The sequence below is a fragment of the Deinococcus fonticola genome (assembly GCF_004634215.1).
Classification (GTDB): domain Bacteria; phylum Deinococcota; class Deinococci; order Deinococcales; family Deinococcaceae; genus Deinococcus; species Deinococcus fonticola.
Map to the genome: position 1 here is coordinate 1 of NZ_SMMH01000021.1, position 26354 is coordinate 26354.

General features: G+C 62.2%; 28 protein-coding genes. 21 read left to right on the plus strand and 7 right to left on the minus strand.

The features are described from left to right. The first annotated feature begins 217 nt into the window (after window positions 1-217). From E5Z01_RS12590 to E5Z01_RS19545, 7 genes are all read left to right on the plus strand, one after another. Window positions 218-610: an SAM-dependent methyltransferase gene (locus tag E5Z01_RS12590; RefSeq protein WP_167757910.1), complete on the plus strand. Its 393-nt coding sequence runs from the start codon at window positions 218-220 to the stop codon at window positions 608-610. Then, window positions 607-966 carry a hypothetical protein gene (locus E5Z01_RS12595; protein ID WP_135229690.1) on the plus strand — a complete coding sequence of 120 codons (360 nt, stop codon included), beginning with the start codon at window positions 607-609 and terminating at the stop codon, window positions 964-966. Before E5Z01_RS12590 ends, E5Z01_RS12595 begins: the two co-directional genes overlap by 4 nt. Window positions 967-1217: 251 nt before the next feature. Then, on the plus strand, window positions 1218-2546 hold the full coding sequence (der, locus tag E5Z01_RS12600) for a ribosome biogenesis GTPase Der (RefSeq protein WP_135229691.1): 1329 nt from the start codon (window positions 1218-1220) through the stop codon (window positions 2544-2546). Next, window positions 2546-3040 carry a hypothetical protein gene (locus E5Z01_RS12605; protein WP_135229692.1) on the plus strand — a complete coding sequence of 165 codons (495 nt, stop codon included), beginning with the start codon at window positions 2546-2548 and terminating at the stop codon, window positions 3038-3040. The genes der and E5Z01_RS12605 overlap by 1 nt, the downstream gene beginning before the upstream one ends. Window positions 3041-3148: 108 nt before the next feature. Next, entirely contained in the window at window positions 3149-3751 is a 603-nt protein-coding gene (locus E5Z01_RS12610) for a YceD family protein (protein ID WP_135229693.1), read from the plus strand. Further along, window positions 3751-4233, plus strand: coding sequence for a cyclic pyranopterin monophosphate synthase MoaC (gene moaC, locus E5Z01_RS12615; protein ID WP_135229694.1), 483 nt, complete (start codon window positions 3751-3753; stop codon window positions 4231-4233). The genes E5Z01_RS12610 and moaC overlap by 1 nt, the downstream gene beginning before the upstream one ends. A gap of 92 nt (window positions 4234-4325) precedes the next feature. Continuing rightward, on the plus strand, window positions 4326-6011 hold the full coding sequence (locus tag E5Z01_RS19545; RefSeq protein WP_167757911.1) for a bactofilin family protein: 1686 nt from the start codon (window positions 4326-4328) through the stop codon (window positions 6009-6011). A gap of 148 nt (window positions 6012-6159) precedes the next feature. On the opposite strand, the gene E5Z01_RS12625 is transcribed toward E5Z01_RS19545, so the two are convergent. Further along, window positions 6160-6549, minus strand: coding sequence for a helix-turn-helix domain-containing protein (locus E5Z01_RS12625; protein ID WP_119763816.1), 390 nt, complete (start codon window positions 6547-6549; stop codon window positions 6160-6162). 274 nt (window positions 6550-6823) lie between these two features. Here E5Z01_RS12625 and E5Z01_RS12630 point away from each other — a divergent pair, with 274 nt between their 5' ends. Beyond that, window positions 6824-7120 carry a hypothetical protein gene (locus tag E5Z01_RS12630; RefSeq protein ID WP_338069152.1) on the plus strand — a complete coding sequence of 99 codons (297 nt, stop codon included), beginning with the start codon at window positions 6824-6826 and terminating at the stop codon, window positions 7118-7120. Window positions 7121-7367: 247 nt separating this feature from the next. Here the strand turns inward: E5Z01_RS12630 and E5Z01_RS12635 are convergent, their stop codons facing one another. From E5Z01_RS12635 to E5Z01_RS12650, 4 genes are all read right to left on the minus strand, one after another. Further along, window positions 7368-8636, minus strand: coding sequence for a bifunctional folylpolyglutamate synthase/dihydrofolate synthase (locus tag E5Z01_RS12635; RefSeq protein ID WP_240738377.1), 1269 nt, complete (start codon window positions 8634-8636; stop codon window positions 7368-7370). 91 nt (window positions 8637-8727) lie between these two features. Continuing rightward, a complete protein-coding gene (locus E5Z01_RS12640) occupies window positions 8728-9114 on the minus strand; it encodes a hypothetical protein (RefSeq protein ID WP_135229695.1) in 387 nt (128 codons plus the stop codon). A gap of 34 nt (window positions 9115-9148) precedes the next feature. Then, complete coding sequence (locus tag E5Z01_RS12645) at window positions 9149-10093, minus strand: manganese-dependent inorganic pyrophosphatase (RefSeq protein ID WP_135229696.1); 945 nt, start codon at window positions 10091-10093, stop codon at window positions 9149-9151. Between the two features lie 85 nt (window positions 10094-10178). Continuing rightward, window positions 10179-12779 (minus strand): S-layer homology domain-containing protein, encoded by a 2601-nt coding sequence (locus E5Z01_RS12650; protein WP_338069153.1) that lies wholly within the window; start codon window positions 12777-12779, stop codon window positions 10179-10181. 450 nt (window positions 12780-13229) lie between these two features. Here E5Z01_RS12650 and E5Z01_RS12655 point away from each other — a divergent pair, with 450 nt between their 5' ends. From E5Z01_RS12655 to E5Z01_RS12685, 7 genes are all read left to right on the plus strand, one after another. Then, window positions 13230-13874 carry a response regulator transcription factor gene (locus E5Z01_RS12655; protein ID WP_119763826.1) on the plus strand — a complete coding sequence of 215 codons (645 nt, stop codon included), beginning with the start codon at window positions 13230-13232 and terminating at the stop codon, window positions 13872-13874. Then, on the plus strand, window positions 13867-14118 hold the full coding sequence (locus E5Z01_RS12660) for a hypothetical protein (RefSeq protein ID WP_135229698.1): 252 nt from the start codon (window positions 13867-13869) through the stop codon (window positions 14116-14118). The genes E5Z01_RS12655 and E5Z01_RS12660 overlap by 8 nt, the downstream gene beginning before the upstream one ends. Continuing rightward, window positions 14102-14941, plus strand: coding sequence for a serine hydrolase (locus tag E5Z01_RS12665; protein WP_135229699.1), 840 nt, complete (start codon window positions 14102-14104; stop codon window positions 14939-14941). Before E5Z01_RS12660 ends, E5Z01_RS12665 begins: the two co-directional genes overlap by 17 nt. 194 nt (window positions 14942-15135) lie before the next feature. Continuing rightward, window positions 15136-16020: a c-type cytochrome gene (locus E5Z01_RS12670; protein ID WP_167757912.1), complete on the plus strand. Its 885-nt coding sequence runs from the start codon at window positions 15136-15138 to the stop codon at window positions 16018-16020. Window positions 16021-16070: 50 nt separating this feature from the next. Next, the gene (locus E5Z01_RS12675; RefSeq protein ID WP_135229701.1) at window positions 16071-16733 is read left to right on the plus strand and encodes a QcrA and Rieske domain-containing protein; all 663 of its coding nucleotides are present in this window, start codon (window positions 16071-16073) and stop codon (window positions 16731-16733) included. Further along, window positions 16730-18079: a cytochrome b gene (locus E5Z01_RS12680; protein ID WP_135229702.1), complete on the plus strand. Its 1350-nt coding sequence runs from the start codon at window positions 16730-16732 to the stop codon at window positions 18077-18079. The genes E5Z01_RS12675 and E5Z01_RS12680 overlap by 4 nt, the downstream gene beginning before the upstream one ends. 63 nt (window positions 18080-18142) lie before the next feature. After that, window positions 18143-18337 carry a hypothetical protein gene (locus E5Z01_RS12685; RefSeq protein ID WP_135229703.1) on the plus strand — a complete coding sequence of 65 codons (195 nt, stop codon included), beginning with the start codon at window positions 18143-18145 and terminating at the stop codon, window positions 18335-18337. 41 nt (window positions 18338-18378) lie between these two features. Here the strand turns inward: E5Z01_RS12685 and E5Z01_RS12690 are convergent, their stop codons facing one another. Continuing rightward, complete coding sequence (locus tag E5Z01_RS12690) at window positions 18379-18642, minus strand: DdrH (protein ID WP_135229704.1); 264 nt, start codon at window positions 18640-18642, stop codon at window positions 18379-18381. Window positions 18643-18747: 105 nt separating this feature from the next. Between E5Z01_RS12690 and E5Z01_RS12695 the strand changes: the two genes are divergently transcribed. From E5Z01_RS12695 to E5Z01_RS12720, 6 genes are all read left to right on the plus strand, one after another. Next, on the plus strand, window positions 18748-19170 hold the full coding sequence (locus E5Z01_RS12695) for a HesB/IscA family protein (protein ID WP_119763839.1): 423 nt from the start codon (window positions 18748-18750) through the stop codon (window positions 19168-19170). A gap of 275 nt (window positions 19171-19445) precedes the next feature. Further along, entirely contained in the window at window positions 19446-21209 is a 1764-nt protein-coding gene (locus E5Z01_RS12700; protein WP_135229705.1) for a peptide ABC transporter substrate-binding protein, read from the plus strand. 174 nt (window positions 21210-21383) lie between these two features. Beyond that, window positions 21384-22382, plus strand: coding sequence for an ABC transporter permease (locus E5Z01_RS12705; RefSeq protein ID WP_135229706.1), 999 nt, complete (start codon window positions 21384-21386; stop codon window positions 22380-22382). 9 nt (window positions 22383-22391) lie between these two features. After that, the gene (locus tag E5Z01_RS12710) at window positions 22392-23333 is read left to right on the plus strand and encodes an ABC transporter permease (protein ID WP_135229707.1); all 942 of its coding nucleotides are present in this window, start codon (window positions 22392-22394) and stop codon (window positions 23331-23333) included. Between the two features lie 144 nt (window positions 23334-23477). Beyond that, window positions 23478-23981, plus strand: a complete 504-nt coding sequence (ruvC, locus tag E5Z01_RS12715; RefSeq protein ID WP_135229708.1) for a crossover junction endodeoxyribonuclease RuvC — start codon at window positions 23478-23480, stop codon at window positions 23979-23981. Window positions 23982-23986: 5 nt separating this feature from the next. Then, complete coding sequence (locus tag E5Z01_RS12720) at window positions 23987-24691, plus strand: PrsW family intramembrane metalloprotease (protein ID WP_420810847.1); 705 nt, start codon at window positions 23987-23989, stop codon at window positions 24689-24691. On the opposite strand, the gene E5Z01_RS12725 is transcribed toward E5Z01_RS12720, so the two are convergent. Beyond that, on the minus strand, window positions 24661-26097 hold the full coding sequence (locus E5Z01_RS12725) for a nitronate monooxygenase (RefSeq protein ID WP_240738388.1): 1437 nt from the start codon (window positions 26095-26097) through the stop codon (window positions 24661-24663). The genes E5Z01_RS12720 and E5Z01_RS12725 overlap by 31 nt on opposite strands. Window positions 26098-26354: the final 257 nt, after the last annotated feature.

Consider the following 26354-nt stretch of genomic DNA (forward strand, 5'->3'; position numbering starts at 1 on the left):
GAAGCGGCGTATTCCTACCCTCGAACGACTTCGGGACGAAGTCGAATCCTGGGTGAGCGCCCGAAATGCAGCGGGGGTAAAGATCAATTGGCAATTCTCGACCCAGGATGCCCGTCGCAGCTTTGGTCGGCACTATCAAGCTATCCGTATTAATTGAACGCTGTACTAGATCATCTGGCAGATGACCGACAGCGCAGGCGCGTCTACGCTTGAAGACATGAACTTCCTTGAATTCTTCGCCATTGCTGAGCAGGATCGAGACATTTTGAATCCGATCGGCCCGGAGAAACTGGAGAAAGTGGCTGCTTATGCTGGCCTGCGCGACGGCCTGAGCGTGCTGGATGTCGGAAGCGGCAAAGGAGCACTTTTACGCCAGTGGGCCCGGAATTGGGACATCCGGGGCGTGGGACTGGAGCTGAACCCTGCTTTCGTACAGCAGGCGCGCGAATTGACGCAGGCCGCCGGCCTGACGGAGAAGCTCTCCTTCTGGGAAGGGAAAGCGCTGGATTTTCCGGTGAAAGTGGCCGGGTATGACGTGGTCGTGTGCCTTGGCGCGACATTTGCCATTGGCACGTTCAGCGAAGCCGTCGCCTGGATGGGTGCCCAGTGAAACCGGGCGGCGTCCTGATCGTCGGGGACGTGGTTCTCAACAGTGAGCAGGCGGTGCGCGAAGCCCCCCAGAATCTTGTGGGCTGGAGCCACCTGCCGCCCACGCTGGCGGGCCGCTGCCAGGAATTCCAGACGGCAGATGTGGAACTGATCGGTCTGAGCGTGTCCAGCACCGACGACTGGGATCACTACACCAGCCTGATGTGGAGTGCGGTGGACAGGTGGGCCGCACAGAACCCCGAACACCCCAACCGAACTGAAGTACTTCAAAACGTGCAGGAAGGCAAAGTGAAATACCTGAACTGGGAGCGCGAGCATCTGGGCTGGGCGGTCATGGTGGGCCGCGTGACCGGATAAAGGGCTCAGGCCCTCATGCGGCATCAGCTTCCCTCCGGTAAAATGTTCATTCTGTGCCTCAAGCCAGCGTGGCAAGAGGCTTTCGGCGGAATTCGCAAGACGCTGCGATGACCGACACCGTGAAGGAGCGTCCAAAATGCACCCATACTCCAGTCTTCCGGCTCATAAACCGGATGCGCCTACAGACTTCCGTCTGGGTGCATCTACTCTTACTCGCTTTGCTCGCCGCCCTACGGACGTGGAGGTCTGCCATGCATAAAGTCGCTATTGTGGGCCGACCCAACGTCGGCAAGTCCAGTCTGTTCAACCGCCTGATCGGCCGGCGCGACGCCGTGGTGGCCGACTTCCCAGGTGTGACCCGTGACGCCAAAGAAGGGCTGATGCTGTACCACAACCACCGCATTACCCTGATCGATACGGGTGGGCTGTGGAGCGGCGACGAGTGGGAAGAAGCCATCCGCGAGAAAGCCGAGTGGGCCATGGAAGGCGCGAACGCCGTGGTGTTCGTCCTCGACCCGCGCGAGGGCCTCTCGGCCGCTGATTACGAGGTGGCCGACTGGCTGCGCCGCCTCGGCAAACCCGTGATTCTGGCAGCGAACAAGATTGACAGCCAGAAGCACGAAGTTTACATGGCCGAGTTGTGGGGCCTGGGCTTCGGCGACCCCGTGGCGATCAGTGCCGAGCACGCGCGCGGGCTGGATGACCTGATGGACAGGATCATGGGGCACCTCCCCGAGGACACCGAGGACGTGCCGGACATCGCCCCCATTCGCATTAGCCTGATCGGGCGGCCCAACGTGGGCAAAAGCAGCCTGCTCAACGCCATTACGCAGAGCGACCGCGCCATCGTCGCGGACGTGCCCGGCACCACCCGCGACAGCCTGGACGTGGAGTGGGATTACGGCGGGCAGCGTTTCGTGCTGGTGGACACCGCCGGGATTCGCAAGAAACCCGACACCGCCATCGAGGATTTCGCCATTCAGCGCAGCCAGGCCGCCATCGAGCGCAGCGACATCATCTGGCTGGTCATCAACGCCACTGACCTGGGCGACCATGAATTGAAACTCGCCAACCTCGCGTACGACAGCGGCAAACCCGTGATTGTCGTCGTGAACAAGTGGGACTTGGTGCCCGACGAGGAACTCAAACGCACCGAGAAGGACATCAACCAGAAACTCCACCACATTTCCTTCGCGCCGCGCGTGTACACCAGTGCCATCAACGACTACGGCATTCACGACATGCTGGCCGAGGCCATGAAACTCCACGAGAAATGGCAAAGCCGCATCGGCACCAGCGAGCTGAACCGCTGGCTGGAAGTGTGGCAGATGAAACAGCGCGTGCCCAACTTCCACGGCAAACCACTGAAGATGTACTTCATGACCCAGGTGGAAACCGCGCCGCCCACCTTCGCCATCTTCTGCAACCGCGCCGACTTCGTGACCCGCGCCTACGAGGGCTTCCTGCAAAACCGCATCCGTGAGGATCTGGCCCTGGCCGGCGTGCCAGTGCGCCTGAAATGGAAGGAAAAAGGCCCCTACAAGAAAGGCAAGAAGGGCGAGAAAGACGACGAGGAGTAATGGGCAACTCAGGCTCAATTAAACGTGCTCTGGCCCGCCGTTTCCTGAGCCTGACCACCGGAGAAGCAGCCAGCGTGCTGGTCTTTGCTGCGCTCTACCTGCATTTCCAGCAGCGGGCCGGGACACCTTTTGGCCCTGGTGTCCTTTATCCCTTTTTGATGCTGGAATTTCTACTGCTGCAAGGCTCCGCTTACTGGCTGAACCGCTGGTTACGCCTCCAGGCCGGTTCATCTGCGAACGCCAGGAACATCCGGCAAACATACCGGGGATTACGTCTGCTGAATGCCGCGCTGCTTCTGGTTGTCCCTGTGGTGATCTGGTTTGATCAGGTTCAGCTGGCGTGGTCAGTAGGCCTGGGAGTCTTTGCCCTGGTGGAGTTCATCAATTACTTCTACTGGCGCCTCTCCTACCCTGTTCCTGAATTTTTACGACGACTCGCCAGATGGAATTTTCCCTCTTCTGTCCTGGCTCGGGAGTTAAACCAACGACGGTAAATGACCGGGGCAATTCACAACTCCGGATAGAGAACCCAAGTCCTATTCGCTTCACCTTTCCTGCTCGTTTCTGGGGCAGGTCTTGAAAGGAACCCTAGAATGAAAGTTATGAATGACCAACCTCGGATTCACCTGGGATCGCTCCTGCGCTCCAGCGATGACGCGCACGCTGCGGGTGAACTGGATCACCTCGATTACTGGCAGGGCAACCAGCGCCAGACCCTGCGCTTCGCCAGGCCCGCAAAATTCAGGGTAGACGTGAACTCGCTGGGCAACGATGAAATGTACCTGCAAGGGACCTTTACGCCCACCCTGATCATGGAGTGTGCGCGTTGCTTGCGAGACGTGGAAGTGCCGCTGCAACTGAAACTGGGCACGCTGCTCAAGTACGACCCGTCGGTGGATATCCCTTACCTGGACGAAGCCGAGTCCGGCGAGGAAATCCTGATGTTCGGCGACCCGGATCTGGACTTGAGCGGTTATCTGGCAGAAACGAGCCTGCTGGCCGCGCCGCTCAGTGTGCTGCACGCGCCGGACTGCAAGGGCTTATGCCAGGTGTGCGGGCACGACCTGAACGAGGGGCCGTGCGAGCACATGGCGCAGGTGCCGGTGGAGGAGATTGACGATGAGCTGGGCATCCCGGAAGGGAAAGTGCACGCCAAGCAAAATCCTTTTGCGGCCCTGAAAGACCTGGACGTGCCGGAGGAATAATGCCGGGCGCCCCTGAACTGACGCACTTCCGCGAAGGTCTGCCGCGCATGGTGGACGTGTCGGGGAAGGCACCGACCACGCGCACCGCCTCGGCGGAGGTGTGGGTACTGTTGCCCCCGGAAGCGCGGGCGGCGTTGGAGGCCGGCACCAACCCAAAAGGTGATCCGCTGACGGTGGCGCGGCTGGCAGGCCTGGCGGGCAGCAAGAAAACGGCGGAGTTGATCGTGCTGTGTCATCCCATTCCGGTGACAGGGGCGGACGTGCAGGTGACGCTGGAACCGCAGGGCGTGCATATCGTGACCACTGTGAAGACCACAGCACCGACGGGTGTGGAGATGGAAGCGCTGACAGCGGCCAGCGTGGCGGCCCTGAATGTCTATGACATGCTGAAGGCGGCGAGTAAGGCCATCGAAGTGACGGGCCTGCGCCTGCTGACCAAGACAGGCGGGAAAAGCGGGGACTATGTCGCGCCAGCCAGGTAACGGTGGGAACGTGAGAGCATCAGGAAAGGGTCAGGCAGTCATCTAGGCATGTCCTGGGAACCTGAGCGGGCCTTTTGACGTAAAAGGATTGTATGAGGGGAGAGTGGCGCAACTTGCAGACCGCAGCGGGGGAAAACCTGCTGGACTTGCTGCACCGTGAAGCCGAGCAGTCCCTGACACCCACTGAGCAGCAGAAGCTGGAGGCTGCGCGTAGCGACCCGCAGGTACAGGCGGCCCGCCAGGCCCTGAACCACGCTGTGGCGCTGCTCAAACTCCCCATGCCACCCATGCTGCGCAGCGTTGCGCCGGACGTGGTGGCAGAGCTGACGCTGGCCCGTCAACTGGCCTCGCCAGCCATGCCGCGCTCCACCGCGCCGCAGGTTACGGAAGCCATTCAGCTTTCAGTGAAGCTGCGGCCACCGCTATTGCCGCACTCGGTCACCGATGAGGTGGTGGCGGAGATTCAGGCAGCGCGAATGCTGCAGACCCCACCCATGCCGCGCTCTGTGGTGGCTGCTGTTCTCGATGACCTGAGGTCGGCCAGGGCCCTGGGGGAAGTGCCTGCCCCGCCGCCTGCGGCTTCCCTGGCGGATAGCGTGGTCAGCCGTATCAGGCGTGACTTCTCTCCTACCAGCCCAGCCCCCCCGGAAGTGCTGCTCCCAGCTGCATCGCCTTCGAGCCCAACGCCAACCATAGGGCCAGCCCTTCACGTCCTGGCCGGCCCGCACCCACTTCAGCCCGTGGCGGTGAACCCTGCATCCCGTAACCCTGCGCCGTTCGTGCTGGTGGGCGGGTTGCTGGTGGGCCTGACCCTCTTGGCGCTCACCACCGCCTGGCCTAACCTGGCGGCGGGGGCGGTGGTGCTGCGTACCCTGCTGAACCAGGTTTCCCCGCTGGCGGGCCTGGGGCTGGCGCTGCTCCTCCTGACCAGTGTCCTGATCACCTGGCGGCCCACCCCGGCCCTGCGGACTGCCGGGGCCGGCGCCTTCGCGCTGTCGGCCATTTTGACCATCCCGGCGCTGTACAACGTGGCAGGCGGCGCAAACGGCCTGAGCATCGGGCATGACGTGACCGTCAGCGGCCCGGTCAATGGCAACGTGATTGCCATTGGCGGGAACGTTCGCCTGAAACCCGGTGCAGACGTGCGTGGCGAGGTGGTCACCCTGCTGGGCGACGTCCACCGGGATGAGGGAGCGCAGGTGCAGGGCCGCGTGAACGCCCTGCTGGGCCACGCCCCCGGTGACCGGGAGGCCATTCAGACGCGGCCCATCAATAACCTGAGCCTGGCCACGGCCGCTGCCTTCCGGCCCGTGCTGGGATGGCTGGGGGCAGCGGCCTGGCCGCAGATTTTCGTGGCCCTGACGGGAGGGCTACTGCTGCTGCTTTTCCTGGCCGGGGCGGCGCCACTGCTGGCCCGGCGGCAACGCCACGCCCCCATGCGAACCCTGGCGCTGGGGGTGCTGATGCTGTCTGCCCTGACGCTGCCCGCCATGGCCCTGGGCTTGACCGGCCTGCTGGGACCGGCCCTGCTGGTTACGGCCACGGCCGCCCTGGTGATCGCCACCGGCCTCAGCGTCAGTGTCTACGATGTCGGGCGGGCGGTCGCTTACCGCTTCAAATTGCCTGTGCCGGACGCCGTGGGCGCTTTGCTAGGCCTCAGCGCCTTCGCCGCCAGCCTCAGTTATGCCCCGCTGGCTTTCGCGCTGGCCCTCGTGGGCGGCGCCTGGGGTGCGGGAACCCTGTTCCTGACGCGCCAGCACCTCAGAAGCGCAGAGTAACTGGGGTGGAAACCGCTGCCGTTGTTCTGACGGTGACCACTCCTCAGCGCAACCCTCCAGTACGCTAGTCCTACCAGGATTTTCAGGCTACAAACAAGCAGGAGAGGAACGGGGGATAACCACTCCTCTCCTGCTTTGTGTCCTGAGTTCAGTTCAGGATGCGTTTCAGGTGCAGGTAGATTTCGTACCAGTCCTGTTTGTCGCGGGGGCGTTTGCCGCGCAGTTCAATGCGGGACAGGGTGCGTACCCAGTCAGGCGTGATCTGTGGCCCCAGGGTGGGGTCGGCGATCAGGTCAGACAGGCCCTTGGGCAGCGCGCCCTCGGTGCTGTCACCGTAGAATTCCACACCTTCGAGCAGGTCGTGGACGGTGATCTGGTACGCTCCGGCAAGGGTCTGGAGGGTCTCCAGGCTCGGGTTGGTGCGTCCGCGTTCCAGGTCACTCAGGTACGGGACGCTGATGTCAGCGACTTCCGCCACGTCCTTGAGCCGCAGCCCGCGTTCGCTACGCAGTTCGCGGAGTCTTTCGTGCAGTTTCATATTCACCTCCTGTTGCTGCGGCGTTACGTCTGTGGGTGGCGTGCTGGACGTTGTTTCCAGGCACTTTTGCCAAGGCGTGCCGCCTGGGACTGTGACCGAGATTCCTTGATTTGCGTCTGAGCAGAATCGGGCAGCCTTGGTTGGAGTGTAACACCGCTTTTCGCTACGGTCAATACAGAATGAAAGGTTTCCGTTATTGCAACCCGTCTCCCAATCTGCTAGCATCGTAACCAGAAGGATAAAACCGCGCCTAAACGAACAATTCCGTGAGGTGATGACCTCACACCTCACCTCGCAGCCCTTGCTGGAAGGAGTACCCATGCGTGCCCTCGACACCATTGCCGAAAGTATCCGAATCGGTCATGTTCATCCCACTGTCGTCCTGAACACCCTGATTGAAGTGGAGAACGAGAACGGCCTGAACGGCGTGCGCCACGTCGAACGCCACATCGAAAACGGCATGCAGTCCCTCAAGCAGCGCCAGCATCCGCACCTCATCGTTGCGGAAAAGTGGCTGGGGGCGGCCCGCGCTTACCTGCTGACCCAGGCCGAACGCAAGCAAGCTGTGTAATTTTCAGGCCCAGGAGGTCAGCGTGCAGCCGACTCCCCCACCTCCACCGCAACCGCCGCAGAAACCACGCAACGTTTCGGCCCCAGCCCCCACCATCAAAATTCAACTTCCCTAAAAAGCGTGAGGCTCCAGAATAAGTCCTGGGCCTCACGTTTTAAGGTTTGCAGCATAAGCTGAAGTCCTGCTTGTCCATCACCCACAGCGCATAGCTATGGCGATCTGTTCCACGATGAGCAGAACCGGTGTACTACTGCCATCTCTCCCAGGGCTCGGCTCTCTGGGCCAGCAGCAGGGGGCGCAATTCCCCAATCAGGTACAGGCTGCCGCACGCGACCGTCCAGGCCTGCTTTCCGACCGCTTCCAGGGCTTCTTCAGGCGAACGGGTCACGGTGACGGGAAGGTCGGGGAAATGCACTGCCAGGCCAGCGGGATCGGCGGCGCGGGGACTCAGGACGGCGCGGGTCAGAATGACTTCTGAGGCCAGGCGCCGGAGTTGCCCGGCCACGCCGCCAATGTCCTTGTCCTCCACCGCGCCGAAGATCACGGGAACCGGCGCTGCCCCCAGCGTCAGCAGGGCGTCAGCCAGGGCTTTTGCACCGTCCGGGTTGTGGGCACCGTCCAGCAGCATCCGCCCGCCGCGCCACGGCAGCACTTCCATGCGCCCAGGCCAGGCGGTGGCCTCCGTTCCCCGGCTGACCGCTTCAGGCGCCACGCCCAGGCGCAGGGCCGCCACCACCGCCAGCGCCGCATTTCGCGCCCCGTGCTCCCCCAGAAGGGACGTGCGAAAAACAAACGGCGAACGGTTCGGCAGCGTGACCCGCACCTCCGACCCCCTCCAGCCCAGCGGGTGAATCTCCAGCGTGAAGTCCACCCCGGCACTCCACAGGTTCGCACCTTCGGCCCGGAAAATGGGGATCAGCCCGCCCGCGACCCCCACCACCGCTGGCCGCTCAGGCCGCAGAATCCCGGCCTTCTCCTGTGCGATCAGTTCCTTCGTTTCTCCGAGTATCGCCGTGTGATCCAGGGCCACGTTCGTCACGACACTCAGCACCGGGTCAAGGGCATTCGTGGAGTCCAGGCGGCCCCCCAGGCCCACCTCCATGACCGCCGTGGTCACGTGCTGCCGGGCGAACAGCAGGCACGCCATGGCGGTCACGACCTCAAAGAAAGTGGCCTGCACCTCCTCGGCCAGCGGGCGCACTTCACGCAAGACCCGCAGCACCCCGGCCTCCGGGAGTTCCGCGCCGTTCACCAGGAACCGCTCGGTGAAGCGCGTCAGGTGCGGGCTGGTGAACAACCCCACCCGCTCCCCGCTCGTCTGAAGAATGCTCGCCAGGGTGGCGGAAGTGCTGCCCTTCCCGTTCGTACCACCGACCAGCACCACCCGGAAAGACCGCTGCGGCTGCCCCAGGCGCTCCAGCATGGCCCGCATGCGCTCCAGGCCAGGCTTCATGCCAAAACGCTGCCGGGCGAAGAGCCAGTGCAGATCGGTAGGTATAGGTTCTTGTTCAGGCATACCCAACAGCATACTTAATATACTTAAACCATGAAGACAGCCGGGATCAAGCATTTCCCGGCCCACTTCTTAAATAGTTGGCTGAAACTCTTTAATCGCCCTGGCGCGACATGTAGAGCGGCGCATTGAAACCACCGTAGCTACAGTCGCCATTGTACTCATTGTTATTTTTGAACCTGCCAGTGCAGGTCACCACATCGCTGCCTTTCTGAGCGGTCAAAACCCCACTATTGACATTGCCTTTAATCACCGCGTCATCAATAGACAGCGCTCCACGCAACTGGCCAGTACCCGTGAAATCGCCCTGAGCAGGCGCATCCGTTCGGGTAATGCGGATTGAAATATTGACTGAAAGGCCATATCTACTTAAGCTCCCCCTCCAGTTTCCCGTTACACTTTCGGCGGGCGGAATAACCTGCGTCGGGGTACAGCCGGCGAGCAGCAGCGCGGCAAACGGGATCACCAGGGCTTTCTTCATACCCAGGAGTATACCGAAGTGTCCGCGCCCAAGCTTAGGCGTCCGGTGAGAAGTATTTTTCCAGCACCGGGACAATCTGTTTTTTGCGGCTGATGCGGTGACCCAGGTCAGCCACCTGGCCCTGCGTCCTCACCCCGAAAGCCTCCTGCATGACTTTTTCCTCGGTGGCACTCAGGATAAAAGTCCGGTTCGTCTCGTTCAGGATGTCCACCACGCTCAGCAGCACGCCACTCAGGCCGTCTTCGGCTTTCACGGTGTCCATGGCCGCCAGCAACTCGGCCTGACGCCCGAACACGTAAGCGGGGTTGGTGGTTTCAATAACGCCCAGCCCCCACTCCTGCGGTTTTGCCGGGTCTCCGAAAGGAAAGACCTTGTAATCCATTCTGAACAGCGTTTCAGCGGGAGTATCGCCCAGGTCACTCTTGGCGGCGAACATAGCCAGGGCGTACTGCTCGACATCCTGAATGCCCGCTATGGGAGCCAGAAACTCCACGGCCTCCCTGTCATCCTGGGTGGTGGTGGGGCTGCGGAAGTGCAGCGTGTCACTCAGAATGGCGCTCAGCAGCAACTTGGCGTCCTGCACGGGGACATCCAGATTGGCTTCACGGTGGAGTTTCAGGAGCAGCGTGCCTGTGCAGCCCACCGGTTCAAAACGCAGGTAGGGCGGGTTGGCCGTGGTCAGGTCACCCAGTTTGTGGTGATCCACCACGCGCTTGACGCTCAGTTCCGCCAGGTTGCTCACCGACTGGGCGCTCTCGTTATGGTCGACCAACGCCACTGCCGTCCCTGCAGGGAGTTCAGGCAGCATGGGCGGCGCTTCTACTCCCAGCTCCTTCAGGACAAATTCGGTTTCAAAGTTCAGGTGACCCAGGCGAAAAGCCTGCGCCTCTACGCCCTGCCGCCGGAGCAGGCTGGCGTACACCAGAGCGGCAGAAATAGCGTCAGTGTCAGGGTTGGTATGGCCGAAAACATGCAGCATGACCCTAGTGTAGCAACATGTGAACAGAAGAAACCCCCGCGTTACGACGGGGGTTTCTTCCAGGAAAGTCGGTGGAGAAAGAGGCTTAGAACTTGAAGTTGTAGGCCACTTTGAAGCCCTGGGCAATCGACTCGTCGGTCTGGGTGCCAGCGCTGTTGTACACGTAGTTCTTGAACAGGCCGTAGTTGGCGGTCAGGCCGTTCCAACCCACCTGAGCGGTCAGGCCGTTGACCGTCACGTTGTTTACGCCAGCGTTGTGGTAAACGCGGTCATCGGCAGAGTTGAAGGCTTTGTCGGCAGCACCCACGTAAATGGGAGCCACGTTCTTACCAGTGTAGTAGGAGTAGCCCACGTTGGCCGTCACGCCGCTGATCAGGAAGCTGTTGAAGCCCACGCCCGCCTGAGCCAGCAGTTCGTTGGTGGTGGTGTTGGTGAACTTGCCAGTGGTGTTGCGGCCAGCGACGTTGGCGTACAGGCTGGGTTGCAGGGGCACGCCGGTCAGCACGCCGCTCGACAGCTTCACACCGTACTTGAAGGTGGTGAAGTTGTAAGCGTCGGCAGAGTAAGCAGCCGCGCCGTTGGAAGCCATGTGGAAGCGCAGCAGAGGCTTGATGGTGAAGCCGCCGAAGCTGGCGGTGTAGTCACCGTAAGCGTAGACGCTGTTGGTCTTGCTGACATTGTAGAAGGCATCGCCGACGGTGAAGTTCAGGTTCTTGACCAGGGCGTTGGTGGCAGCACCGTCGTGGCTGATCTGGGCACCGAAGGTGCTGGTCATGGCGAAGGGAACGTTGGCAATGCCCATGCCCACGCTGTTGGCATTCTTGTTGTAATCGCTGCCCATCCAGCCATTGTCAATCTTGGCAGCGATACCGTCCACCATATCGCCGTTGCGGTTGAGGCTGTTGTAGAAGGCCACCGCTTCCAGAGCGCCGAACTTGGCACCGGCTTTCACGCCGAAGCCCAGGGTGGGGTTAGCGCCGACCCAGTTGGTGAAGCGGTCAGCGTAGGCCCCCAGGGCCACGGGGCCGAGGTTGGTGCCGAGCGCCGCACCGAAGCCGACCTGGTCAGCCTTGTAGGGGTACGAGTAGCTGGAGGACATGGCGGCGTTGGCTTCGGTACCGTCGTCACCGAAGGCGGGCGAGATGGCGCGGTAGTTGGCACCGAACTTCACGATGCCCAGGTCGGCGCGAGCCTCAACGTAAGCGGCCTTGTCAGCTTCAGCCAGGGAGGTCGTGACGTTCTTGGTGAAGTTGGTCACCAGAGCGGCGTTGGAGCGGGCGCTCACGACGCCTTCACCCTTCACGGCCAGCACGCCGAACTTCAGGTCAGCGTAGGTACCGAACGCGGTGCGGGTGTTGTCCACATGGGCGTAAGAAACGCCAAACTTGCCGTCGGCACCGACTTTCTGCTCAGCTTTAACGCCCCAGTAGTTGGCGCTTGCCACGCCAGCGGCCAGCATTTCCTTGTCGTTGGTGTTACCAGCGAGAATGGTCAGCTTGGGAGCGCCAGGCAGGTTGGTGTCAATGGTGGCGACGATGCCACGGCGGCCAGAGCTATCCATGTTGTTGAACAGGTAGTCCTGGAATTTGAAGTCAGCGGCGGTGCGGTGGTACATGACCGTGAACTTCTGACCGCCAATGGTGCCGTCGGCGTTAGCGTCGTTCACGAAGACGACGGGGTCGCCAGCAGCGATGTTCCAAGCGTTCTGGGTGCGGAAGTTGATGGCGGCGTTGTTGATTACGATAGCGCCGTTGGTGGTGGCCAGTTGGCTGGCCTTCACGCCGAAACGCACGCCCGTGCCGGTGTAGGCCTGGGGAGTGTCCTCGACCGTCACATCAGCGCCGTCAGCAACATCAAACACGCCAGCGGCGAAAGTACCGGTGGTCAGACGGGTGATGTCGAAGTGGTTGGTGCCCTTGATCAGGGCAATGTTGCCGTAGGCGGCGTCGATGCTGCCGCTCACGCTGAAGCGGGGCAGTTTTTCCAGCACGCCCACGCGGGTGTCGATCGCGGTGACCTTGCCGCTGAGGTTGTCGAAGTCGGCGCGGGTAACGAAGTCGGCCTGGGCGGCTTCCACGGCGCTCACGCGGTCTTGCAGATCCAGGATGTCCTGGTTGAGCAGCACGGTCAGGTCGTTCAGGGCAGCGATGCTGCTGGCGTTGTCGTCGACGTCGGCACGCAGGGTGTCGTACTCGTCGGCGCGGGCGGTCAGGTCGTCGATCTGGGCCTGCAGGGCGGCAACAGCTTCGGCGTCACCCTGGTTGCCGGCGAGTTCTTCGACGCGGGCTTCCAGGCGGCTGAAGTCGTCCTTGCTGACGGCGTTCTCTTCCAGGTCGCTGACGCGCACACCCAGGGCGGCGAGGTCAGCAGCGAGTTCCTGCACGGCGTTCTGCAGGGCGACCAGGTCGTCACCGGCCACGACAGGAGCGGTGCCAGCGGCCATCTGCTCAAGCAGGCGGGCGATGATCACGGCGGCTTCGTAACGGGTCAGGTTCTGCGTGCCACGGAAGGTACCGTCGGGGTAGCCGAGCAGAATGCCCCGGCTGACGAGGCGGTCGATGGCGTCCTTGGCCCAGTGACCGGCGGGAACGTCGGTCAGCGCAGGCACCTGGGGCGCGCTGGCGGTGGCCGACGTCTGGGCGCTGGCCAGGCCGCCGAACATCAGGGCAGCGGTGAGAACGAGCATGCTTTTCTTCATAGGGAACCCCCAAATACGTCGTGTGGTCTGAAGCGTTTCCGACTCTGAAGGTGACGCAGGGGCGAGTTGCCGTGTTTCCTCTCCCGGAGTAATTCGCCGTACCGCGCACTTCTTCTCACACAACCTGACCGCTTCAGCCCTGGGGTTGAAAAGTCAGATCATGGGGATGATACAAGCATGAAGATCATGTGGTCAACCCTAATGTGAGAAGAAATGTTCTGTGCTGGCGGCCTTTTGCGAATTTTTTCGTCATCTGACGGTCAGTTTCGGCACCAACCATGAGAATCTTCACATATTTTTTATGCGTTGAGCGCGGCTTTCTTTTGCTGGCCTTTGAATGGGGCTGTGCCCCCGGTCAGGGCCGGGAACCTTGGGAAGCGATTAAGGGCGCAGCGCCTTCCTTTTGCCGGGTCAGGAAAGCCTTACACTGCCTTTTATATGATTCGTGTTCTCCTCGTGGATGATCATGCCCTCTTCCGGCAGGGGCTACGCAGTTTGCTGGAATCCGAGGGCATGCGCGTCATCGGTGAGGCTTCCAACGGGCGTGAGGCCATCCGGTACGCTGCCGACACGCACCCGGACGTGATCCTGATGGATATTCAGATGCCTGACCTCGACGGCGTGAAGGCCACCCAGAGCATTCTGGAGATCAACCCACAGGCCCGCGTCATCATGATCACCATGTACCGCCAGGACCGCTATGTCTTTGAGGCGGTCAAGGCTGGCGCACGCGGTTACATCCTGAAAGATGCCGACGCGGCCACGCTGATCGACGCCATCACGCGGGTGGCGGCGGGCGAGGCGCTGCTCGACCCGGAGATGGCGCAGAACGTGCTGGACGACTTCCGTGACAAACGCGAGGAACTGCCCAGCGAGAAGCACGCCGACCTCAACGAGCGCGAAACCATGATCCTGAAGTTGCTGGCGCAGGGGTTCTCGAATCAGGACATCGCGCTGCGGCTGGACATCAGCGAAAAAACGGTACGCAACCGCCTATCGGAGATCTTCACGAAGTTGCAACTGAATAACCGCACCCAGGCGGCGCTGTACGCCATCCGCGAGGGCATCGCCAACCTTGACTAGCAAAAAACGCGTACCCAGCAGGCAACCGACCGAAACCACTTTCCGGGCGGGGTGTGGGCGCGAGTGGCGGGTGATGTCGGGTGAGGCCGACCTGGCCTACACCGAGCAGGCCTTTCCGGAATGCCTGGCATGTCCGCACCGGGTGGAGCCAGAGGGCGAGCCACCTTTTTGCACATTGCGGCCGCTGACGGCGCGGCATCCTTTCGCGGGGCTGGCAGACTGGAGAAGTGAACTGGACGATTGAGGGCGACTTGCGCAGTCGCGGGTTTGCCGGTGAGGTGGGGCTGCTGGTGGCGTCGTTAGACGGCGAGGTGCTTTACCGCCACGCTGAAGACCGGGGGTTTCCGGCCGCCAGCACCATCAAAGTGCCGCTGCTGATCGCGGCCTTGCAGCGGGCACAGGCCGGCGACCTGGATCTGGACGGGCGGGTCATGATGCAGGACACCGACCGCGTGCCGGGAGCGGGCGTACTGCACGAACTGGCGGGCGGGCTGGCCCTGACGTGGCGGGACGTGTTGACCCTGATGATCGTGGTGAGTGACAACACCGCCACCAACCTGATCATCGAGCGGCTGGGCCTCGACCCTTTCAATGCCTGGTTACGGGCGCGTGGCTTGCGGGAGACGCGCCTGGTGGGCAAACTGCAACTGCCGGAGCATCTGCGCACCGAGGCGCAGCAGCGTGGCGAGCGCAATGTCACGTCGGCACGGGATCAGGCGGCGCTGCTGCTGGGGCTGGTGCGCGGGGAAGTGCTGGATGGAGAACACACCCTACTGGCCCTGGAGATCCTGAAACGCCAGCAACTCCGCGACATCATCGGGCGGCGTGTGCCCCGCGATGAGAAGGGGGAAGCGCTTTACGCCGTCGCCTCAAAAAGTGGTGAACTGAGTGGGGTTCACCATGACGTGGGGGTGCTGTATACGCCACGTCCTCTGGTGGTGGCCCTGCTCTCGCAGGGTGGGCACGACCCGCGCGAACACCCCGAGAATCGTGACGTGGCGCTGCTGGCCGACGCGCTATGGCCGCTGCTGGCACAGGCGGGACGCGCCGGCCGGGCCGGCGGGTGACGGGGACATTTAACCGCCCGGTAAGGGGCAAGATACAGCATGCCGAAGTGTGGCCAGGGCGCGTGCTGAACGCCGCTGGGAGGGCCATGGGGGCATGCTATGCTGGGCGGCATTAGGCCACTCTGAGGACTCCTTGACGTCCAGAACGCACTGGGAAAGAAGAGCGGCCATTTCATGTTTGAGGGAGAGGGAGAGTGGAGAGAAACGACGCAACCATGCCACTGGTCGCTTTATTTACGGCGGCAATCATGTGGATCCTTTTGCTGTTCCTGTTCAACAAGGAAACGGCACACGCCCCGGTCGCCGTCGATCCGGCAGTGGCGGCCAGCATCGCGCAGGATTACCCCATCATCGGCAAGCAGGTGTACGAAACGGGCAATGCGGCAGCCGGAGCCATTTCCTGCCAGGGGTGTCACGGAACGAACGGTGAGGGCGGCGCGGGGCCGAAACTGGCCGGGAACGAGAAACTGCTGAAAGACCCCGTCTATGTCCACACCATCCTGGAGCAGGGCAAGGGCGGCATGCCTTCCTACGCCGGGAAACTGGACGACAAGCAGATCTACGCCGTGGCCAACTACGTCCTGCACTCCTGGGGCAACAACATTGACGAACCCCTGACGCCTGCAAAAGTGGCGGAAGGCCAGACGAAACTCGACCCTGAAGTCCTGAAGAACCGCAGCCGTTTTGTACCGGATCACATTCAATTGCCGGAAATCTGGCTGCTGTCGTTCATCATTATTCTCGTGACTTATGGCCTGATCGGCCTGTACAGCGTGTGGGCCGAAGGGCAGGAACTGCGCCCCGGCATTCACAAGGTGCGGGCCACGCCCGTGGCGACGCTGGGCATTGTGACCAGCATGGTCATGACAGTGCTGTTCAGTTACCTGTTCGTGCGCCAGATGAACATCGATTACCAGGGCTGGGCGGCCAAGGAACCCGTCATGCCGAACGTGACCGGCGAGGGCTTCTACGCAGCCATGATCCTGCTTTCGCTGGCGGTCACGCTGGGCCTGTACAAGAAATTCTTCATGGACGGCGAGGCGCTCGTCGAGGACGCCACCGGCGAATTCCCCTGGTAAGGCCCGGCGCACCCGAACCTTTACAACGCTATACAGGAGACCGTTAAACGATGACCCGTTACAAGAGAGAAGACCCGGAAATAACGCGCCGTAAGTTCATCAACACGGCCTTCGGTGCGTCCGCAGCGGTGGGCGGCCTGGCCCTGGTCAGTGCCCTGGGCGGCGCGAACCCCGTGTTCCGCCTGACCCGTGACAAGATGCCCCCTTACAAGGGCGACATGCTGATTCACGCCGAGGGCGCCAAGGCCGGGCAACCTGTGAGTGTGGCCGACCTGAGCGACAAGATCACCCGTGCCTGGCCACAGGGCAAGGACAAGGACGGTAACCCGGTGGTGCGTAAGGGCGACCCGAACAACATCCTGGGCCTGTTCAAGTTCCCGAAAGGGCAGATCGTGGCCCCTACCAATCTGGAAGCCACCATCGACGGTGAAGTGGTGGCGTACAGCGACATCTGCACGCACGCTGGCTGCTCGGTGGCGAACGACGACCTGAAGGCCGGTCACCTGAACTGCCCCTGCCACTCCGGCAAATACTCCCCGCGTGAAGGTGGGAAAGTGACGGGCGGCCCGCCCCCGCGCGGCCTGGCGCAATTGCCCATCAAGCTGGAGGGGGACAAGATCGTGGTCACGGACTTCTTCCTGGGTCACCCGTACCCGTTCACGGAGGCCGAGTGGGAAGCCCGTAAGAAAGCAGTGGAGGACGCCCTCGCATGAACCAGTGGCTCGATGATCGCTTGCACCTGTCACGCCTGAACGATAAGTTCCTGCGTAAAGCCTTCCCGGTTCACCACAGTTTCTTCCTGGGTGAAATCACGCTGTTCAGCCTGGTGATCCTGATCCTCACGGGCATTCTGCTGGCGCTGTCTTACGAACCCAGCAATGCCATGGTCGTGAACAGCTTTGACCCCGGCACGGCAGATGCCCCGAACCTGCTCCCAGCGGCGTACCACTCCACCCTGAAAATCAACGCCATGCCGTTCGGGGATTTGCTGCGCCGGATTCACCACTGGTGCGCGAACATCATGGTGGCCGCCTCGGTCATTCACATGATGCGCATCTACTTCACGGGGGCCTTTAAAAAACCCCGCGAGATCAACTGGTGGATCGGTCTGCTCGCCATGATTTTCGCGGCATTGACCGCCATCACGGGTTACATCCTGCCTTACGACAACTACGCTTACAATACCGTGAAGGTCGTGTACGGCATCACCGCTTCGGTGCCGTGGGTCGGGCCGTGGCTGGCGCAGGCGGCGTTCGCCGGGAACTTCCCCGGTGACGGCATCATTCCGCGTATTTACGGGTATCACATCATGCTGCTGCCCATGATCCTGCTGGCCACGGTGGGGGCGCACATGCTGATCATGATCAAGCAGAAGCACACCCAGCCTCAGTACGCCAAGCGCCTCGCGTACAAGAAGATCGTGGGTGTGCCGCTGATGACGCAACAGACGCCCATCATGATCCTGCTGCTGCTGGTGTTCGCCGGGCTGGTCATGCTGTTCAGCGCTTTCGTGCCCGTTCACCCGGTCGAGTACTTCGGGCCGCCTTCCACCACGCCTATTAACAACATCAAGCCCGACTGGTACCTGCTGTGGGTGTTCGGCGCACTGGCGATCATCCCCAGCTTCGAGTTCCACGTGCTGGGCGGCATCATCGGTTCCGAGTTCACGGGGGCCATGCTGTTCCCGGCCATTCCGCTGGGCCTGCTGTTCCTGGTGCCCCTGCTGGATCGCAGCAAGGAGAACATGTACTACGCCGAGAACCCCACCAACCACCCGGTGCGGCTGGCGGCGGGCGTGGCATTCCTGGCGTTCATGCTGATCCTCTCGCTGGCCGGGTACAAACCCGACCTGATCAGCGCCGGGGTGCTGAAGTCCGAGTCGGCCAACGCGGTGCTGTGGATTCTGGTGTTCCTAGTGCCTGCCGTGGCTTACTTTGCCACCATGGCGATCGTGCGTGGTATCGCTCGCCTGCGCGAGGCGGACGAGCGTGAACGTGCGGCCCATGCCGAACTGCCCAGTCACAGCGTCCCCAGTCAGGGTGCCCACAGCCACGACTGAGCACAGACAGACAAGAAAACTGCCCCAGCCTCAGCCGGGGCAGTTTTTCTTTATGCTGGGCGAGTGGATACTCTGGCAGCCGATCTGGCCCACGAAGCGCGGCAACTGAACCTGAGCGCCCTGAACATGGCCGCCTCCCCTGAAGAGGTGGTGCGTCCTTTTGCCCAGGTGGTGCTGAATGAACTGGCCGCGCGTGGCCTGCTGGATAGTGAGCCGACAGTGGGGTGCTGGGCCAGACCCCGCTCTGGTAGCCATTAAAAAACCGCCCTGGGTGGGCGGTAGCTGAGCCTGAGTGAACTTCAGGCCTGGACGGCGCTGCTGGGGCGGCTGACCGGCACATCACTGCCCTGTTTGGCTCCGGCGGCGTAGCCGACCTGAGCGCCGAACTGCCAGGCGAGTTTCAGCATGAATTGAATAGCTTCTTCGTCGCCTTGCAAGACGAGCTGGTGCAGGTGCTCGGGAAGACCATCGGGCAGGGGCATGGCCTTGAGCTGTTCGCCGTGCTGTTTGCGGAGTTCCTCGAACCACTCGGCGTACGGGTTACGGGAGGGCGACTGCGTCATGACAGAATCTTAACATGACCACACTCAAGGTATATGAGTGGCAGGATCAGACAGCTTTGCTTTTTATGCACGATTCTATTGGCCCAAAAGTGTTACGCTTCACGCATGACTGCAGGTATCCTCTCCGAAATGCAGGGCAGTACGCCCGTCAAGGAAATCACCATCAGTGAGTTCGGCGCTCAGAAAGCCCAGGGTATTCTGGCCAGCAGTGGCAAGGAAAATGCCGGGGTTCGCGTGTTCATCAAAAGCGGCGGGTGCAGCGGCTACCAGTACGGCATGGCCATCGACGACCGCGAACTGGAAGGCGACACCATCGTGATCGACCGGGGCATCAAGCTGCTGGTCGACCAGATGAGCCTGTCACTGCTGCGCGGCAGTGAAGTGGACTTCGTAGAGAACATGATGGGCGGCGGCTTTACCGTTCATAACCCGAACGCCACCTCCAATTGCGGCTGCGGCCACTCCTTCCGCACCGACGGTGCCCAGAGCCCCGACGGAGAAGGCAGCGGGGGCTGCAGCAGCGCCTGAGTTTCCTGGCCCTGTTCCCTGTGAGGGAAGTCCGGTGCTGGGGCTTCCCTGTTTTCTATGGTGGTAGGCCGGTTCATACCCCCACTTGTTCAATGCCCGCGTCAGGTTCCTGTCCTTTTGGCTCATCTTCCGCCACTACATTGGAAGCGTCCCGAAGTCATGCACGCCGGCTGTTCACAATGACGGTTTGTCTTGACACGCCAGGGACGCGCTTTATACTGCCTTGATTATTCAACGTAACTGGTCGATTGTTGACCACCTTCCGGAGGACACCCATGAAGAAGATGCTTGCCCTTTCCGCATTCCTGCTCGGCGCTGCCGTGGCGGGGCCCGCCAACAACAGCCTCGTGATTGGCACCAGCCAGGAACCACCAAACATTAATGACCCCTGGAACACCAATAACCTGGTGATCTCCAGCGAAATCAACCAGTGGACCAGCGCGGGGTTCATTGGCCTGGATAACGACGGGAAACCCTACGCCGATATCGCCACTCAGGTGCCCACCCTGGCCAACGGCGGGTACAAACTCACCAAGAACGCCCAGGGCAAAGTGACCAGCAACAGCCTCACCTACACCATCCGCCCGAATGCCAAGTGGAGCGACGGCACTCCCATTACGGTGGCTGACGTTGAGTTCTGGCTTAAAGTTCAGAATGACGAGCGCGTGCCTGTACCCGACCGTTACCCCTACGACAACGCCAAGCTGACCAAGAAAGACGACAAAACCTTCACCCTGACCTTCAACCCGCCTTACCTGTTTGCTGAACTGGCCGGTGCCCCAGGCATTGCTCCCTCCAAGGCCATGAAAGCCGCCTGGGACGCTTTTGACAAGGACACCAAGGGCATGAAGCCCGGCGAGGCGCTGAACGACAAGTGGACGGCCTTTATCGGCAAGTTCACGACCAGCAGCGGCCTGCCTAAGGTCGTGGCTGGTCCCTTTAAGCCCACCTCCTGGCGTGCGGGCAACAGCCTGACCCTGACCCGCAACACCAACTACTGGCGCAAACCCCAGGGCGGCGAGAGCAAGTACATTCAGACTGTGATCTACCGCTTTATCCCCAACACCAACACCCTGAAAGTCAATGTGCTGTCCGGTCAGTTGGACGCGCTGTCCACTGTGGGCCTGACCTTTGACCAGGGGTTAGACATGCAAAAACGCCAGGGCAACAAGTTCATCACGTACTTCGTGCCTGGCGGCACCTGGGAACACATTGATGTGAACACCCGTGGACAGAAAGCCAAGGATCTGAACCTGGATGATGCGCGTATTCGTCAGGCCCTGATGTACGCCATGGATCGCCCGGCCATTACCAAGGCGCTGTTTGACAGCAAGCAACCTGTTTCCCACGTCTTCATTAACCCGCTTTCCCCGGTGTACAAGAAAAACGTGCAGGTCTATAACTTCGACCCTGCCAAAGCCAAGGCCCTGTTCGCTGCGGCTGGCTGGAAACCCGGCAGTGACGGCATTCTGGAAAAGAATGGCAAGAAGTTCAGCCTGAGCTTTAGCACCACCGCTGGCAACGCCGTGCGTGAACGCGTGCAGCAGATCCTGCAAGCCCAGTGGAAAGCTGTAGGCGTGCAGGTGAACATCCAGAACTACCCTGCCAGCGTATTCTTCGGCCCTGACATGCTCAGCAAGGGCGCTGAAGGCAAATGGGATCTGGCCATGTACGCCTGGAGCGCCAACCCCGTCTTTGAAGAAGGTGACCTGTTCAAGAGCGACGGTATTCCCACCTCGGCCAACGGTTACTCGGGCCAGAACAACCCCGGCTGGAGCAACGCCGAGTACGACAAACTGCACAAGGCCTCACAGACCGAGTTCGATGCCGCGCAGCGCCTCAAGAACTTTGACCGCATGCAGACCTTGTGGGCCAACGATGTCCCCTCCCTGCCGCTGTACTTCCGCAGCAACCCCTACACCCAGGTCAAGGGTTTGGTGAACTACGATTTCACGGCCTTTAACCTCTACCCCAGTTGGGACGCCTACCGCGTGGGCTGGGCCAGCAAGGGTGCCGTGTCCGCCCACACCCAGAAGTAATTCCCTTTCACTTGATGGCACTCCAGTCTTAACCGAAGCAGGAAGAGAAGGTCGTTTTACCTTCTCTTCCTGCTTCTTTTGAGCCGTTCCCATAACCAGCATCACTTTTCCGGCACGGCATGACCTACAATTGATGTTCAAAATAAAGAAGCCCCACCATCTGAGAGGAAACCTATGGGAACCTACGCCCTGCGACGTATTCTGCAAATGATCCCCCTGCTGATCCTGATCAGCGTCGTGATCTACGCCCTGACCGCCCTGCAACCCGGTGATCCTATTGATCAACTGGTGTTCGGTAACCCGCGCATCACCCCGGACGACATTGCCCGCCTGAAAGAAGCTTACGGCGTGAACACCCCCTGGTACGAGAAATACTGGGGCTGGCTGATGCGCGCCCTACGCGGCGACTTCGGGTACTCGCGCGACTTCTCGATTCCGGTCACGCAATACATATTCCAGCAGAGGTTGCCGAACAGCTTGCTGCTGACCATTCCGGCCCTGATCATCAGTACCCTGATTGCCATTCCGCTGGGCATTTTCTCCGCCATCCGGCAGTACAGCATCTGGGATTACATCCTGACCTTCCTGAGCTTCATCGGTTCCAGCGCGCCCCTCTTCTGGGTGGGTGTCATGGCAATGTACCTGATGGCCGTGTGGATGCCGCAGATCACGAACGGCGCGATTGGCCTGCCGCCCGGCGGGCTGGGCAGCGGCATCACCCCCGAAGACAGCGGCGTGCTGGCCTTCTGGGCCGACCGCCTGAAGTACATGATCCTGCCCGTCACGGTGCTGTCCATGCTGCAAATCGCGGGCACCTTGCGTTACATGCGCGCCAGTTTCCTAGAGGTCATCAACCAGGATTTCGTGCGAACCGCCAAGGCCAAAGGCTTACCGAACCGGGTGGTGCTGTACAAGCACGCGCTGCGGAACTCCCTGATTCCCATTGTCACGCTGCTGGGCCTGTCCATTCCGGGCCTGTTCGGCGGGGCGGTGCTGACTGAGACGGTGTTCTCCTGGCCGGGCGTGGGCCGGGCACTGTTCGACTCGCTGGTGTCCAAGGACTTCAACGTGGTCATGGTGTGCCTGATGACCCTAGCCTTCCTGACCGTGGTGTTCCAACTGCTGACCGACCTGATGTACAGCGTCGTTGACCCGCGCATTCGTTATAACTGAGGCCCGACCATGACCACTGCCAATGCCAACAATGACATTCAACTGAACAAGGAAAAAAGTTACTCCACCTTCCAGCTCGCCATGCGCCGCCTGCGCCGCCACAAGGCCGCCATGATCGCCCTGACTTTCATTATTCTGCTGGTACTCATGGCAATTTTCGCGCCGTCCCTGGCCCCGCACGACCCGAACGCGCAGGACTTGGGCGGCATTTACGCCCCGCCCAGCGCCAATCACCCCCTGGGCAAGGATGAACTGGGCCGTGACCTGCTGTCCCGCGTCATTTACGGCAGCCGGGTCAGCCTGGCGGTGGGCTTCGCGGTGGCGTTCATGAGTTCACTGGTCGGCACGACTATGGGCCTGCTGGCGGGCTTCCTGGGCGGGCGCACTGACACCTTCATCAGCCGCCTGATCGAGTTCATGCTGAGCCTGCCCGGCCTGCCCCTCCAGCTCGTGATTTCCGGCCTATTCCTGAGCAGCGACAAGCCCTTCATCACGAACCTGCGCGAGAACATGGGGCCAAGCGCCAGCGTCGCCATCATCATCACGGTGTTCTCTGTGTTCGGCTGGATGGGCACCGCCAGGCTCGTGCGCGGTGAAGTGCTGAAACTGAAGAACCTGGAGTACGTGGACGCCGCGCGCGCCCTGGGAGCCAGCAACCCCCGCATCATGTTCCGTCACCTGGTGCCGAACATCCTGGGCATCATCATCGTGAGCGCCACCTTCGACGTGGGCGGCGCAATCCTAGGCGAAGCGGCCCTGAGTTTCCTGGGATTCGGCATTCAACCCCCGGTCTCCACCTGGGGCAACATGCTGAGCAACGCGCAGGAAGTGGTGCTGCAATACCCCTGGATTCCCTTCTACCCCGGCCTGGCGATCCTGCTGACCGTGCTGTCCTTCAACTTCCTGGGCGACGGCCTGCGGGATGCGTTCGACCCAAGGGCACGTCGGTAACCCCGCACCCTCCGGCCCCGACAGGTGGGGCCTCCTCCCTCTCCCCTGGGAGAGGGTTTTTTGTGGGTGTGAGCTACAGGGAGGCACTGTGGCCCTTTTCTGTCTCTCAGACTCTCAGGCACTTAGACCCTTAGACTCTCTCTCATGATTGTTCTTGGCATTGACCCTGGACTGGCGAACCTGGGTTTAGGACTGGTGGAGGGGGACGTCCGCAAAGCGCGGCACCTGCACCATGTGTGCCTGACCACCGAGAGCGCCTGGCTGATGCCCCGGCGCCTGCAGTACCTGCACGGAGAAGTGTCGCGCCTGCTGGCCGAGTACCAGCCTGAGGCGGTCGCCATCGAGGATCAGATTCTGCGGCGGCAGGCCGACGTGGCCTTCAAAGTCGGGCAGGCGTTCGGGGTGGTGCAACTGGCCTGCGCCCAGGCGGGCGTGCCCATTTTCGCCTACGGCCCCATGCAGGTGAAAAAAGCCCTGGTAGGCACGGGCCGCGCCGACAAGGAACAGATTATTTACATGGTCAAGGCGCAACTGGGCGTGCGGGAACTGTTCAACAACCACGCGGCGGACGCCCTGGCGCTGGCGCTGACGCATCTGGCGCACGCACCCATGCAGGCCCGCATGAATGCGCCGCTGGTGCGTTCCTGACGACCGTGCTGGCCCTGCCCCTGTCCCTGTCCCTGCTGCTGGCCGGTGTGGTGACGGGGTGGTGGCTGTGGTTCTTCGTGCGGCGCGACCGGCACCCGGAACCCGCCTGGCTGCTGGCCCGCACCTTCGCCTGGGGCATGTTCGCCTGGCTGGTCGCGGCAGCCTTCGAGGCGAGCCTGGGCCGCCTCCTGAACAGTGACCTGCCGCTGGCGCTGCTGCTGGTGGCGCTGCTGACCGCCATCATCGAGGAGGTCAGCAAGTTCGTGGCGGCCAGCACCGCCACCACCGAACCCAGCTTCGACGAACCGATGGACGGCCTGGTGTACGCCGTGACCGCCGCGCTGGGATTCGCGCTGGTCGAGAACCTGACCTACGTGCTGGGCTTCGGCACCAATGCCGGCAACTGGCACGCGCTGGTGGCCACGCTGGCGCATGCCCTCTTCAGTGCGCCGCAGGGCTACGCGCTTGGCGGCAAGTTCTGGACGGGCGAGCGCGGCTGGCGGGTGCGCGGCCTGACCACGAGCGTGCTGCTGCACTTCGTGTTCAATAGCCTGTTGACCAGCCACCCGTCGCTGTGGCAACTGGCGGCGCTGGCGCTGGTGGTGCTGCTGATGATGCTGCTGGCGGGCCGCTTCTATCTGCAGTTCGAGGAAACGGCCCGCCAGCTCGGCACACGGCCTCAGCGCGTGCCGGATTCGCCGCGCAGGTAAGCGATCACGTCGTGGGCGCTGTACCCCAGCTTCCAGTCCGAGAGGGCAAAGATGCCGTCCCCGCTGGTCAGCAGGGGTTTTTCCACGTCGCCGTTCTTCTGGATCTGGGCCAGGCCCGCGTCGGACATCAGGGCGTTACACAGACACTTGCGGCCCACCGTGTCCTCGGGTTTGCCGCCCTTGGCCACGTACTGGTCGACCGGCTCGGAGGCGCAGCGCCAGCCCACCTTGCCGCCCTGCCAGTAGGCTTCCCGCAGGTAACCGATGTCGCACACGCGCTGACGGGCGGCGTACACTTCGGGGTTGCTGAGGGTGTCGGGCAGTTGCACCACCTTGAACGGAAACCCGGTGGGCGAGGCGAGCGGGTCGGTAAAGACGCTCAGGCGCTCCTGCTGCGCTTTGACCTGCACGCGCTCGCGGAAGTCGGCGCGGAAGCCGGACTCCTGGCAGAAGGCGAAGAGGGTGCCCACCTGAATGCCCGCCGCGCCCTCGGCTTCCGCGGCCCTCAGGGACTCGGGGGTGGCCTGGCCGCCCGCCAGCCAGAACGGCAGGCCCAGCTTGCGCATCTCCGAGAGGTCGCAGATATCGCGCTCGGTATAGATGGGCTGGCCCAATTCATCGTAGGTGACCTGACCGCGCGGCGGGGCGTTGTGGCCCCCGGCGGTCGGCCCCTCGATCACGAAGCCCTGCACCTCGCCACTGGCCTTCTTGAGCAGCACCCCGGCCAGCACGTGCGACGTGATGATCGGGTAGAACTTCGGGCGGCCCACCGCAATGCCCGCCAGGCCGTACTCGGCGGGGTCGAGCGTGATGACCGGCGTTTCGCCCTGCGGGTCGCCCTTGACGTCCAGCCGCATGGAGGCCGGTTGCCCCGCCGCGAAGGCGTCGAGCGCGCCGGGAATTTCACGCGGGATGCCCGCGCCCATAATCACCGTATCCACGCCCGCCAGCACCGCGCCGTACAGCGACGGCAGGTTGAACAGCTGCAACTTGGTGAGCAGGTTCACGCCCACCGGGTTGCTGTGCCCCTCGCGGGCCAGCCACACTTCCACGAACGCGCCCATGATCGACAGTTCCCACGACTCGCGGTGGCTGGTGAGGCTGGGCATGGGCACGCGCTTGTACGGTTTGCCCTGGCGGCCTTCCGGCAGAAAGTACTTTTTCAGGGCGGCCTGCACGCGCTCCTGGTTGGGGTACTGCGCCAGCGCCCGGCGGGTGTGCCCGCCCTCGTCACCGTCCTGAAGGCGGCGCACCAGCACGTTGTCGATGCCGGTGCCGGACACCACTCCCAGTTCACCAGTGCGGGACACGGCATTCGCCAGCACCCAGTTCGAGACAGCGACCCCCATGCCCCCCTGAATGATGCGGGGGTGGGGGGTGGACGGCACAGCGGGTAATTCAGTCATGACTTCCTTTACGACTCCTGAGGCAAGGAGAACAGAGTGGAGCGGGAGAAGGGGGAACGCCCCTCAGCATACCGCTCCAGTATCCCGCGCCTGACCCACCCCCGCCGGGCTGTTGGAACGCGGTCAAAAACCCCGCCTGGCCTTCCGCGTTACGTCCCGCGACACATGCGGCCCCTTGGACACCGCCCAGGGAGGCGTTCACGGGTTGCAGCCGAGCGGGCTGGCCGGTCAGGTGGTTGCTGAACAGGACGTGGGCA

What these genes read in the sequence shown, in the direction of transcription:
- E5Z01_RS12650 (WP_338069153.1), bottom strand. Translation starts at nt 12,779, where the DNA reads ATGCTCGTTCTCACCGCTGCCCTGATGTTCGGCGGCCTGGCCAGCGCC.
- der (WP_135229691.1), top strand. Translation starts at nt 1,218, where the DNA reads ATGCATAAAGTCGCTATTGTGGGCCGACCCAACGTCGGCAAGTCCAGT.
- E5Z01_RS12590 (WP_167757910.1), top strand. Translation starts at nt 218, where the DNA reads ATGAACTTCCTTGAATTCTTCGCCATTGCTGAGCAGGATCGAGACATT.
- E5Z01_RS12635 (WP_240738377.1), bottom strand. Translation starts at nt 8,636, where the DNA reads ATGCCTGAACAAGAACCTATACCTACCGATCTGCACTGGCTCTTCGCC.
- E5Z01_RS12710 (WP_135229707.1), top strand. Translation starts at nt 22,392, where the DNA reads ATGACCACTGCCAATGCCAACAATGACATTCAACTGAACAAGGAAAAA.
- E5Z01_RS12640 (WP_135229695.1), bottom strand. Translation starts at nt 9,114, where the DNA reads ATGAAGAAAGCCCTGGTGATCCCGTTTGCCGCGCTGCTGCTCGCCGGC.
- E5Z01_RS12700 (WP_135229705.1), top strand. Translation starts at nt 19,446, where the DNA reads ATGAAGAAGATGCTTGCCCTTTCCGCATTCCTGCTCGGCGCTGCCGTG.
- E5Z01_RS12610 (WP_135229693.1), top strand. Translation starts at nt 3,149, where the DNA reads ATGAATGACCAACCTCGGATTCACCTGGGATCGCTCCTGCGCTCCAGC.
- E5Z01_RS12695 (WP_119763839.1), top strand. Translation starts at nt 18,748, where the DNA reads ATGACTGCAGGTATCCTCTCCGAAATGCAGGGCAGTACGCCCGTCAAG.
- ruvC (WP_135229708.1), top strand. Translation starts at nt 23,478, where the DNA reads ATGATTGTTCTTGGCATTGACCCTGGACTGGCGAACCTGGGTTTAGGA.
- E5Z01_RS12655 (WP_119763826.1), top strand. Translation starts at nt 13,230, where the DNA reads ATGATTCGTGTTCTCCTCGTGGATGATCATGCCCTCTTCCGGCAGGGG.
- E5Z01_RS12705 (WP_135229706.1), top strand. Translation starts at nt 21,384, where the DNA reads ATGGGAACCTACGCCCTGCGACGTATTCTGCAAATGATCCCCCTGCTG.
- E5Z01_RS12725 (WP_240738388.1), bottom strand. Translation starts at nt 26,097, where the DNA reads ATGACTGAATTACCCGCTGTGCCGTCCACCCCCCACCCCCGCATCATT.
- E5Z01_RS19545 (WP_167757911.1), top strand. Translation starts at nt 4,326, where the DNA reads ATGAGGGGAGAGTGGCGCAACTTGCAGACCGCAGCGGGGGAAAACCTG.
- E5Z01_RS12690 (WP_135229704.1), bottom strand. Translation starts at nt 18,642, where the DNA reads ATGACGCAGTCGCCCTCCCGTAACCCGTACGCCGAGTGGTTCGAGGAA.
- E5Z01_RS12630 (WP_338069152.1), top strand. Translation starts at nt 6,824, where the DNA reads ATGACCTCACACCTCACCTCGCAGCCCTTGCTGGAAGGAGTACCCATG.
- E5Z01_RS12645 (WP_135229696.1), bottom strand. Translation starts at nt 10,093, where the DNA reads ATGCTGCATGTTTTCGGCCATACCAACCCTGACACTGACGCTATTTCT.
- E5Z01_RS12605 (WP_135229692.1), top strand. Translation starts at nt 2,546, where the DNA reads ATGGGCAACTCAGGCTCAATTAAACGTGCTCTGGCCCGCCGTTTCCTG.
- E5Z01_RS12675 (WP_135229701.1), top strand. Translation starts at nt 16,071, where the DNA reads ATGACCCGTTACAAGAGAGAAGACCCGGAAATAACGCGCCGTAAGTTC.
- E5Z01_RS12680 (WP_135229702.1), top strand. Translation starts at nt 16,730, where the DNA reads ATGAACCAGTGGCTCGATGATCGCTTGCACCTGTCACGCCTGAACGAT.
- E5Z01_RS12625 (WP_119763816.1), bottom strand. Translation starts at nt 6,549, where the DNA reads ATGAAACTGCACGAAAGACTCCGCGAACTGCGTAGCGAACGCGGGCTG.
- moaC (WP_135229694.1), top strand. Translation starts at nt 3,751, where the DNA reads ATGCCGGGCGCCCCTGAACTGACGCACTTCCGCGAAGGTCTGCCGCGC.